Raw genomic sequence first — 9,699 nt, 5'->3', positions numbered from 1 at the left:
ACCCCCACCTACCCCCGCCCCCCCCCCCCCCCCGGGGGGGGGTCGCCGCCCCCCCCCCCCCCCCCCCGCCGGGGGGGGGCGCCCGGGGGGGGGGGGGGCCCCCCCCCCCCCCCCCCCCCCCCCCGGCGCCGGACCGCCCCGGTCCGGCCCGTCCGGGGCACTCCGAGTCCGGGCTCGTCCGGAGGGCCCGCGTCCGCCCCGAACCCGCACCGGGCCACTGACCGCAGTACGGCAAACCCAGCACGCAGCAGCACAGGGAAGGACTCCCGCCCGTGGCCACCTCGACTCCCACCCGGGACGCGTACGACCCGCCCCCGGGCGGCACCCGGCAGACCCCGGCCCCACCGCGCCGACCGACCTGGCGGAGCCGGCTGTGGCGGTTCGACGACAAGGCGTCGCCGTACGCCTACATCGCCCCGTTCTTCCTCGTCTTCGGCGCCTTCGGGCTCTATCCGCTGCTGTACACGGGGTGGATCGCCCTGCACCGGGTGGAGATGACCGGCCTCGACCACATGGAGTGGGTCGGCTGGGAGAACTTCGACCGGATCCTGCACGACCCCGAGTTCTGGACCGCCGTCGGCAACACCTTCGCGATCGGGGTCATGTCCACGGTCCCGCAGCTGCTGGTCGCACTCGGTCTGGCCCATCTGCTCAACTACCGGCTGCGCGCCAGCGCCTTCTGGCGCACGGTCGTCCTCACCCCGTACGCCACGTCGGTGGCCTCCGCCGCGCTCGTCTTCGCCCTGGTCTTCCGGGCCGACGGCGGGCTGCTGAACTGGGTGCTGCACTTCGTCGGCCTCGGCGACACCAACTGGGCCAACGGCCACTGGACGTCGAAGATCGCCATCTCCGTCATCGTGATCTGGCGCTGGACCGGCTACAACGCGCTGATCTACCTCGCCGCCATGCAGGCCGTGCCGACCGACCTGTACGAGGCCGCCTCGCTGGACGGAGCCTCGCGCTGGCAGCAGTTCCGCAAGGTGACCATCCCCTCGCTGCGGCCCACGATCCTCTTCACGATCGTCATCTCGACCATCGGCTCCATGCAGTTGTTCGGCGAGCCGCTGCTGCTGGAGGGCGGCAGACTCGGAGCCACCGGCGGCAACGAGAATCAGTACGAGACCCTCAGCGTCTACCTCTACAACTACGGCTGGAACCTGGGGCATCTCGGTCCGGCCGCCGCAGTTGCCTGGGCGATGCTCGCCCTCCTGCTGCTCATCGCCGCGGTCAACTGGCTCATCGGCCGCTTCGTACGCACATCCGCGGTCTGACCGGGAGCGATTTCCATGACCATGACCAGCCCCACCCAAGCCCCGGAACCCGCCCTCGCGCGCACGCCGCACCGGCCGGCCCGGCGCCCGATCCGCCTCCGGCCGGGCGCGGGCAAACAGCTTCAGGGCGGACCGTTCGCCTACGCGGCGCTCGCCGTCGTCGGCATCGGCTCGCTGCTGCCGCTCTACTGGACGCTGGTGGCCGCGTCCCACACCCAGGACGAGGTGCTCGCCACCACACCGCCGTTCCTGCCCGGCGGGCGACTGCTGCACAACCTCGACGCCGCCTGGAGCCAGGCGAACCTCGGCACGGCGATCGTCAACAGTGTCATCGTCTCCGGCTGCATCACCGCGGCGACCCTGTTCTTCTGCACGCTGGCCGGTTACGCCTTCGCCAAGATGCGGTTCCGGGGCCGCGGCGCGCTGATGACCGGCGTCATCGCCACGCTCACCATTCCGCCGCAGCTCAGCGTCGTCCCGCTGTTCATGATGATGTCCGACATCGGCTGGGGCGGGAAGCTGGAGTCGGTGATCTTCCCGACCCTGGTGAGCGCCTTCGGGGTGTTCTTCATGCGGCAGTACCTGAGCGAGGCCCTGCCCTACGAACTCATCGAGGCCGCCAAGATCGACGGCGCGAACAACTTCCGCATCGTGCGCAGCGTGGTGCTCCCGGTCGCCCGTCCCGCGATGACGGTGCTGGGGATGCTCACCTTCGTACAGGCGTGGAACGACTTCTTCTGGCCCTACCTCGCCCTCAGCCAGGAGAACCCCACGCTCCAGGTGGCCCTCGGCCAGCTGAACGCCTCCTACACCCCCGACCAGAGCATCGTCATGGCCGGTGCGCTGATCAGCACCCTGCCGCTGCTGGTGGTCTTCGTGATCTTCGGCAAACAGATCGTCGGCGGGATCATGTCCGGTGCCGTCAAGGGCTGATCCGGCGTCCGGGACCGTTCGGCCGTCAAGGTCCGCCCCGGCGCCGCGGGCCGACGCCACGCCGACGACCGCCGTGACGCCACGGGCCGACGCCACGCCGGACGCCGTCGTGGCGTCACCCGCCCCCGTCCCCGTCCCCGCCCCCGTCCCGTACTCGTACTCATCCCCGTACTCGCCCCCTCCACCCCGTCCCTCCACCCCGTCCCTCCACATCTGGGAGCGCTCCCGCATGACTGCTGTACGACCCGACACCGCCCCGAAGCAGGCGCCCGAGACCGCGCAGTTCCCGCCCGGATTCGTCTGGGGGGCGGCCACCGCCGCCTACCAGGTCGAGGGCGCCGCCACCGAGGACGGCCGCACCCCGTCCATCTGGGACACCTTCAGCCACACCCCGGGCAAGGTCCACAACGGTGACACCGGGGACGTCGCCGCCGACCACTACCACCGCTACCGGGACGACGTGGCGCTGATGAAGCGGATCGGCCTGACGGCCTACCGCTTCTCCGTCTCCTGGTCCCGGGTGCAGCCCACCGGCCGTGGCCCCGCCGTCGAACGCGGACTGGACTTCTACCGTCGTCTCGTCGACGAACTCCTCGAAGCGGGCATCTCGCCCGTCGCCACCCTCTACCACTGGGACCTGCCCCAGGAACTGGAGGACGCGGGCGGCTGGCCCCAGCGGGAGACCGCCGAACGGTTCGCCGACTACGCCGCCCTCGTGGCGGGCGCCCTCGGCGACCGCGTCCCGACCTGGACCACCTTCAACGAGCCGTGGTGCACGGCCTTCCTGGGCTACGGCTCCGGCGTGCACGCCCCCGGCCGCACCGAACCGGCCGCCGCCCTGCGCGCCGCCCACCACCTCAACCTCGCCCACGGCCGCGCGATCGAGGTACTGCGCGACCGCCTCCCCGCCACCGCGCGGACCTCGGTCACCCTCAACCTCCACCACGTCCGCCCGCTGGGCGACGCTCCCGCCGACGCGGACGCCGCCCGCCGGATCGACGCGGTGGGCAACCGGATCTTCACCGGTCCGATGCTGCGCGGCGCCTACCCCGAGGACCTGCTCGCCGACACCGCGCACCTGGTGGACTGGTCGACGCTGGTCCGGGACGGCGACCTGGCCGCCGCCTCCCGCCCGGTCGACCTCCTGGGCGTCAACTACTACACGCCGACGGTGGTCTCCGCGCCCGTCGACGGCCGCGGCGACGCGCGCGACGACGGCCACGGCAACAGCGACCATTCCCCGTGGCCCGGCTCCGAGCACGTCGCCTTCCACCTCGCCGAGGGCCGGAAGCGCACCGCGATGAACTGGGTCATCGATCCGGACGGCCTGTACCGCCTGCTCCTCGACGTCTCCCGGGAGCACCCCGGGCTGCCGCTGATGGTCACCGAGAACGGCGCCGCCTTCGAGGACCACGTCACGCCCGACGGCCGGGTCGAGGACCCCGAGCGCATCGACTACCTGCACGGTCACCTCGACGCGGTGCGTCGCGCCGCGGCCGACGGCGTGGACGTCCGCGGCTACTTCCTCTGGTCGCTGATGGACAACTTCGAGTGGGCGTACGGGTACTCCAAGCGCTTCGGCGCCGTCCACGTCGACTACGCCACCCAGCGCCGCACCCCCAAGGCGAGCGCCCACTGGTACGCCGACGCGATCCGCCGCCACGCCCTGCCCCCGCGCACCGGCCCCCGCTGACCCGCGACCCCCGCACGCCCCTCCCCGCGAGACCCGGCCGCCGCGCCGGGTCCTCGCCGTTTCCGGGCCCCGCCACGACCGGGGGCGCCCCCCGGTCGTGGGAGCGCTCCCGTGCACGTCGGAGAATGGAACCGCCGGGCCCGGACGGAGGCCCGCGGCCCCGGCGGCAGGACTTGGTCCGGCCAATCCGACTATGAGAAATTGACCGCGAACGGGAGGCAGCCATGGCGGCAGCGCGAGTACGGAGCGGCGGGCGGCCCACGCTCGAAGAGGTCGCGGCGCGGGCGGGGGTGGGGCGCGGCACGGTCTCACGGGTCATCAACGGCTCGCCACGGGTCAGCGCGCACACCCGCGAGGCGGTGGAGGCGGCCGTCGCCGAGCTGGGCTACGTACCCAACCGCGCGGCCCGCGCGCTGGCCGGGAACCGCACCGACGCCATCGCGCTCGTCGTGCCCGAGCCGGAGACCCGCTTCTTCGCCGAGCCGTACTTCTCCGACATCGTGCGCGGTGTCGGCGCGGCGCTCGCCGACACCGACATGCAACTGCTGCTCACCCTCGTCGGCAACGACCGCGAGCGCCGTCGGCTGGCCCAGTACCTGACCGCGCATCGGGTCGACGGCGTGCTGCTGGTCTCCGTTCACGCCGACGACCCGCTGCCGGACCTGCTGGAGCAACTCGGCATGCCGGCCGTGATGAGCGGTCGCAGGTCCGCCGACGAACCGCTCGCGGCGGTCGACTCGGACAACTTCGAGGGCGCCCGCGCCGCCGTCGACCATCTGGTCTCCCGGGGGCGCCGCACCATCGCCACCATCACCGGCAGACTCGACGTCTACGGCGCCCGGCGCCGCCTCGACGGCTACCGCGAGGCACTCCGGGACGCCGGACTCACCCCGGACGAACAGCTCGTCGCCCAGGGGGACTTCACGGAGGAGGGCGGCACACGGGCCATGCGCGAACTGCTCGCCCGGCGTCCCGGGACCGATGCGGTCTTCGCCGCGTCCGACGTGATGGCGGCGGGCGCCCGCCAGGTGCTCCGCGAGGCGGGCCGACGCATCCCGGACGACGTGGCCCTGGTCGGCTTCGACGACTCGGCGGTGGCCCGTCACATGGACCCGGCGCTCACCAGCGTCCGCCAGCCGATCGAGGAGATGGGCCGCACGATGGCCCGCGTCCTGTTGCAGGAGATCGCGGGCGACAACCGGGAGCGCCCGCAGATCGTGCTCCCCACACAACTTGTCGTGCGCGACTCGTCCTGACGGCCCCGGCGGCGGGAGTGGTCCCGCCGCCCCCACGGAGGTGACACCTCCGTTTTTCACCGGTCCTCCACGAATACGTCATCCTTCACCTAAGGTTTCCCGTGTACGGCGAATGTGTGACGCACCACACAACGTCACGCGATGGGCCGCCGGGTGCGTTCCGGTGCGGCTGTGCATCTGGGGGGCCTCATGCACGTGATGAAGAAGGGTTCCAACGTCGGTCTGGCGACGTTGAGCGAGGATGTCGGCTCCGTCATGGTGAGCCTGGCGTGGAGCAGCGACACCGGTGAGGGCGATGCCGATGTCTCCGTGCTCCTCCTCGACACGAATGGCAAGGTCGGGAGCGACGCCGACTTCTGCTTCTACAACAATCCGGTCGCCGGCCGGGGGAGCGTGCAGCTTCTGGGGAAGACGCCCACGGCCTACGGCAGCGAGGACCGGATCGGTTTCGATCTCGACGCGGTGCCGCAGGAGGTCGAACGGATCGTGGTCGCGGCGAGTCGCTACGACGAAGCCAGGTTCGGGGACCTCGACGACCTGCGTCTCACGCTCGCGGACGGTTCCGGCGACGAACTGCTCCAGTTCGCGGTGGAGGACGCCGGAGAGGTCAGCGCGCTGATCTTCGGCGAGCTCTACCGCCGGTCCGGGGCGTGGAAGTTCCGGGCGGTCGGAGACGGCTACGCGTCCGGACTGGCCGGACTGGCAACGGACTTCGGCGTCGACATCGACGACGCGGAGGAGGAGACCACCGGGGGCGCGGTGGAGTCGGCGGGGGCGTACGAGGGGTTGGTGCCCGACGTGTCGGTCGGGCACCCCGGTACGCCGTCCGGCGCCGGTGCGGCCGGACCGCCCGCGGCACGGCCCGTCGTCCCCGCCCAGGCTCCGGAGGCAGACCCCGCCCTCGGGCAGTCGCCGGAACGGGCGAAGCCCGTCCCTCGTCCCCGTACGGCCAGGAAGAAGGTGACGCTCCCCAGGAACCCCAGGAAGTCCCTCGCCGACAACGACGCGTGGCGCACCGCGCGGCTCTTCCCGGCCACGGCGCTCAAGAATGACCGGGAGCGCGAAACGCGCGCCACCTCGGTCCTGCTGTCCGTGATGGCCCAGGTACCGGAGTTCGGCCGTCGACTCACGGCGGGCTTCGGCGCACCCGCCGGACGCATGGAGACGTTCACCGAGGTGTCGCTCCCGCACGGGGACACACCCCGACGCCCGGACGGAGTCATCAGGGTCGAACGAGCGGGCAAACTGTGGACCGCGCTGGTCGAGACAAAGACGAACGGCAGTGCCCTCAAACCGGACCAGGTGCAGGCGTACATGGACATCGCGGCCCGGCGCGGGTACGAGGCCGTGATCACTCTGTCCAACGACGTTGCTCTCGAAGGCAGTTCGCTCGTCGATGTGAGGGTCGACGGCCGGCGCAAGCACAAGGTGGCGCTGAGGCACCTCTCCTGGGCCGAGGTCGCCCACCAGGCGCAGATGCTCATCCAGCACGAGGGCGTGGGCAACGCCGCCCACGCATGGCTGCTCCAGGAACTGCTGCACTATCTCCAGCACGAGAACTCGGGCTGCCACGGATTCCAGAACATGGGGGCGGCCTGGGTCCCGGTGCGCAGGGGCATCGACGACGAGACCCTGTGCCAGGGCGATCCCCGCGCCCTGGAGGTGATCGAGAACTGGGAGCGGCTGATCCGGCAGGTCTGCCTGAGGCTGGGCGGCGAACTCGGGCAGAAGGTGCTGCCCGTGCAGCGGGCCGCCCGGCGTGGCACCGACCCGCATGTCCGCCGGATGGAACAGGCCGACCAGCTCTGTCTGGAAGGGCGGCTGCAGGCAGCCGTCCGGATTGAGGGAACGCCGGGGGTCCTCGGTGTCGTCGCCGATCTCAGGACCGGGAAGCTGCGCACGTCGATCGAGATTCCGGCACCGGAGTCGGGCTACCCGCTGAGCAAGGCCAAGCGGTTGATCCGTCAGCTGGCCGCCGCTCCGGCCGATCTGCACATCGAGGCCGTGGTCGAGGGCGACGGGACGGGGCCGCGGGGCACTCTGGAGCGGTTGCGCCCCGAACCCGCCGACATCCTGCCGAGGGGCGGCGCGCAGCTCGTAGGCTTCCGGCTGTCGCTCTTCAAGGGCATGGGCAGCGGGCGGGGCAACGCCGAGTCCGGCTTCATCCGGAGCGTCGACGCGGCGGTGGGCCGCTTCCACACCTCCGTCGTCGCCCTGCTGGAGGTCCGGCCCCGCGGTTCCCGGGCAGACCCGCCGACGGCCGTGGGCTGATCCCCGGGGAGGGGTGGGGCGAGCTTTACCGGTAGCGCTCGTCGGCGACTCGCTCCGCGCCGCCAGGGAGGGGCCGCGGGCCCCTCCCGTCACCGGAAACGCCCGCGCCGCCAGGCGGGTTCCAGCGCGCGGACGCGGGCCGTGTGCTCCCTCACCCGCACGAAGAACCCCTCCTCGTCAGCGTCCAGTTCCGCCAGCAGCCGCTGATGCAGCTCCCACGCCTCGGCGGTGATCTCGTACCGGCACGCGGTGCACCGGTACGAGTCCGGGAGGTACGGGCGCAGTCGGCCGCGACACTGCGGGCAGATCATGGGTCCCCACATATCCGGGCTGGGTGTTGCCGCAGCTCCAGCACGTCCACCAACCGCCGACGTTCCGACTCATCTGGTTGCCGCATTTGGGACACTGCATGGTGCCGTCCTCTCTCACGGGTGGGTGGTGACCCGCCCCGGATCGCTGTCCGGCCGGGACACGAGTGGCCGTGACACGGGTGGCCGGGACGGGAATCGGCGGCCGCACGCCTCATTTCCGCGCCTTCCGCCAGGCCCGGCCGAGCCGTACGGCGGTCGGGCACGGGGCGCCGGAGAGGCACGTGGCGCACGTGTAGGTGTGGGCGACAAAGGTGCGGTACGGCTCGTCCCGGTCCGGACAGGAACCCGCCGTCGTCGTCACCGGGGGGCGGCTCGTTGTCGATCTCGGCCCAGATGATGTCGCCGTCCTCGGCCCGGACATGGCCGTACCGGTCGGCGGTTCCGAGCGCGGTGAGGATGGTGGAACGGATGACGGGGCTCATTTCGTCGGGGAGGTCCGCCTCGATGCGGATCACGCCGTGCACGCTGGTGACGCGGGGCTCGGTGCGTGTCGCGGAGGCGAGCATGACCGCGAGGGCGAAGGCGTGCGGAGGCACGACAGACATGGCTCTCCCTGTCGATCAGGCCCGTCACTTTTCGTAAGGCTGAATATTCAGCTTCGACCTGATGGGTTAGCTTTGTCAATGTCGGCTGTCGACTTCCGGAGCTGCGCACATGCCACGTGAAACGCCTTATTTGCAGGTGGCCGATGCCCTGCGCGCACGCATCAAGGCGGGTGAATGGAAGGTCGGCGACAAGCTCCCCTCACGTGCACGGATCGGTGAGGAATACGGCGTCGGCCAGTCCGTCGCGCAACGTGCCATGGAGCGGCTCATCATCGAGGGCCTCCTCGAAGGACGGGCCGGATCGGGCACCTACGTCAGCCGGCCCCGCGAACGCCTGCGCATGGTCCGTTCCCGGCAGCACGAGGGCTGCGGCGGCAGTCCGTTCCGCGCGGACATGGAGAAGCAGGGGCGCGACGGCCAGTGGGAGTCCAGCAGTGCGGCGCGAACGCCGGCGCCCGACCGTATCGCCGAGCGCCTCGCCATCCGGCCCGGTGACATGTGCGTGGTCACGAACTACGAATACCTCGCCGACGGGCTGCCGGTGCAGCTCTCGCGGTCGTGGGAGCCGATGGCCATCACCGACGGCACCCCGATCGTCCTGCCGGAGATGGGCCCGCACGCCGGTGCCGGAGTGATCGAGCGGATGCGTTCGATCGGAGTCGACATCACCAGCGCCGTCGAGGTGCTGCGTCCGGCACGTGCCTCGCAGGAGCAGGCCAACCTGCTTGGGATCAGCGTCGGTGACCTGGTCATGGTGGTGGAGCGCACGTACTACGACGCCGACGGGAGGCCGGTCGAGGCCGCCGACATCGTGGTGCCCGACATCCGGTGGGAGATCGCCTACGAGATCGACATCGACCCGGCGGCCACCTGAGCGCACGCGTGCGGGGGCGCGGCCATCCGACGGCCCGCCGCCGGACGCGCGAAACTCGGGTCCTCGGGAAGAGTGGAGCCCGGATCCTCCGGACGCCCGGAACCCGGGTTCCGCGGAGGCGCGAGACTCAGGTCCTGGTGATGAACGACCGGATCAGCATCACCACGGGCACGGACAGAAACGCACCACCCGCGATGTTCTTCCCCGCCATGAAGAAGGCGGCAGCACCGATCATTGCGCAGATCGTCAGGAACAGGGCCGATCCCTGCCCCGTACTCGCCGCGGAGATCTCCGCCTCCGCCTGCCGCTCCTCGATCTTGATGCGTCCGGTCGCGGCGGTCTCGGCCATGGCCAGGATCCGGTCGGCGGCACCAGGGAGGATCTGTTCGTACTGAGCCATCGTGCGGGGGTCGGGAAGCGGCCCTGCCCAGGACCGTTCCATCTCGATGCGGGCTTCGTGGAGTTCGGCGAGCCCCCGTACGTCT

At 71.4% G+C, this 9,699-nt stretch carries 8 protein-coding genes; 6 read left to right on the top strand and 2 right to left on the bottom strand.

What is annotated here, in order from left to right; translation table 11 throughout:
- Nucleotides 1-272 precede the first annotated feature (272 nt).
- The 5 genes from ACF1CT_RS06865 (at nt 273) to ACF1CT_RS06845 (ending at nt 7,424) form a co-directional block, all read left to right on the top strand.
- Nucleotides 273-1,271 (top strand): carbohydrate ABC transporter permease, encoded by a 999-nt coding sequence (locus tag ACF1CT_RS06865; protein WP_391782705.1) that lies wholly within the window; start codon nt 273-275, stop codon nt 1,269-1,271.
- A 15-nt stretch (nt 1,272-1,286) separates the two neighbouring features.
- Entirely contained in the window at nt 1,287-2,204 is a 918-nt protein-coding gene (locus ACF1CT_RS06860) for a carbohydrate ABC transporter permease (RefSeq protein ID WP_391782704.1), read from the top strand.
- A gap of 229 nt (nt 2,205-2,433) precedes the next feature.
- Nucleotides 2,434-3,897 carry a GH1 family beta-glucosidase gene (locus ACF1CT_RS06855; RefSeq protein WP_391782703.1) on the top strand — a complete coding sequence of 488 codons (1,464 nt, stop codon included), beginning with the start codon at nt 2,434-2,436 and terminating at the stop codon, nt 3,895-3,897.
- 224 nt (nt 3,898-4,121) lie between these two features.
- Complete coding sequence (locus ACF1CT_RS06850) at nt 4,122-5,153, top strand: LacI family DNA-binding transcriptional regulator (RefSeq protein WP_391782702.1); 1,032 nt, start codon at nt 4,122-4,124, stop codon at nt 5,151-5,153.
- A 189-nt stretch (nt 5,154-5,342) separates the two neighbouring features.
- Complete coding sequence (locus tag ACF1CT_RS06845; protein ID WP_391782701.1) at nt 5,343-7,424, top strand: TerD family protein; 2,082 nt, start codon at nt 5,343-5,345, stop codon at nt 7,422-7,424.
- 89 nt (nt 7,425-7,513) lie between these two features.
- On the opposite strand, the gene ACF1CT_RS06840 is transcribed toward ACF1CT_RS06845, so the two are convergent.
- Entirely contained in the window at nt 7,514-7,735 is a 222-nt protein-coding gene (locus ACF1CT_RS06840; RefSeq protein WP_391782700.1) for a hypothetical protein, read from the bottom strand.
- A 714-nt stretch (nt 7,736-8,449) separates the two neighbouring features.
- Here ACF1CT_RS06840 and ACF1CT_RS06835 point away from each other — a divergent pair.
- Nucleotides 8,450-9,214 carry a GntR family transcriptional regulator gene (locus ACF1CT_RS06835; protein WP_391782699.1) on the top strand — a complete coding sequence of 255 codons (765 nt, stop codon included), beginning with the start codon at nt 8,450-8,452 and terminating at the stop codon, nt 9,212-9,214.
- Nucleotides 9,215-9,341: 127 nt separating this feature from the next.
- Here ACF1CT_RS06835 and ACF1CT_RS06830 read toward each other — a convergent pair whose 3' ends face one another.
- Nucleotides 9,342-9,656 carry a DUF2335 domain-containing protein gene (locus ACF1CT_RS06830; RefSeq protein ID WP_391782698.1) on the bottom strand — a complete coding sequence of 105 codons (315 nt, stop codon included), beginning with the start codon at nt 9,654-9,656 and terminating at the stop codon, nt 9,342-9,344.
- Nucleotides 9,657-9,699 lie beyond the last annotated feature (43 nt).

Origin of the sequence: Streptomyces sp. NPDC014734 (assembly GCF_043083325.1) — a bacterium.
Taxonomy (GTDB): Bacteria; Actinomycetota; Actinomycetes; order Streptomycetales; family Streptomycetaceae; genus Streptomyces.
Note: the sequence above shows the minus strand (reverse complement) of the source record. Positions and strands in the feature narration are given on the sequence as shown.

Bases quoted from the DNA above. Each gene is read 5' to 3' on its own strand.
- ACF1CT_RS06860 (WP_391782704.1), top strand. From the start codon at position 1,287: ATGACCATGACCAGCCCCACCCAAGCCCCGGAACCCGCCCTCGCGCGC.
- ACF1CT_RS06855 (WP_391782703.1), top strand. From the start codon at position 2,434: ATGACTGCTGTACGACCCGACACCGCCCCGAAGCAGGCGCCCGAGACC.
- ACF1CT_RS06850 (WP_391782702.1), top strand. From the start codon at position 4,122: ATGGCGGCAGCGCGAGTACGGAGCGGCGGGCGGCCCACGCTCGAAGAG.
- ACF1CT_RS06845 (WP_391782701.1), top strand. From the start codon at position 5,343: ATGCACGTGATGAAGAAGGGTTCCAACGTCGGTCTGGCGACGTTGAGC.
- ACF1CT_RS06840 (WP_391782700.1), bottom strand. From the start codon at position 7,735: ATGATCTGCCCGCAGTGTCGCGGCCGACTGCGCCCGTACCTCCCGGAC.
- ACF1CT_RS06835 (WP_391782699.1), top strand. From the start codon at position 8,450: ATGCCACGTGAAACGCCTTATTTGCAGGTGGCCGATGCCCTGCGCGCA.
- ACF1CT_RS06830 (WP_391782698.1), bottom strand. From the start codon at position 9,656: ATGGAACGGTCCTGGGCAGGGCCGCTTCCCGACCCCCGCACGATGGCT.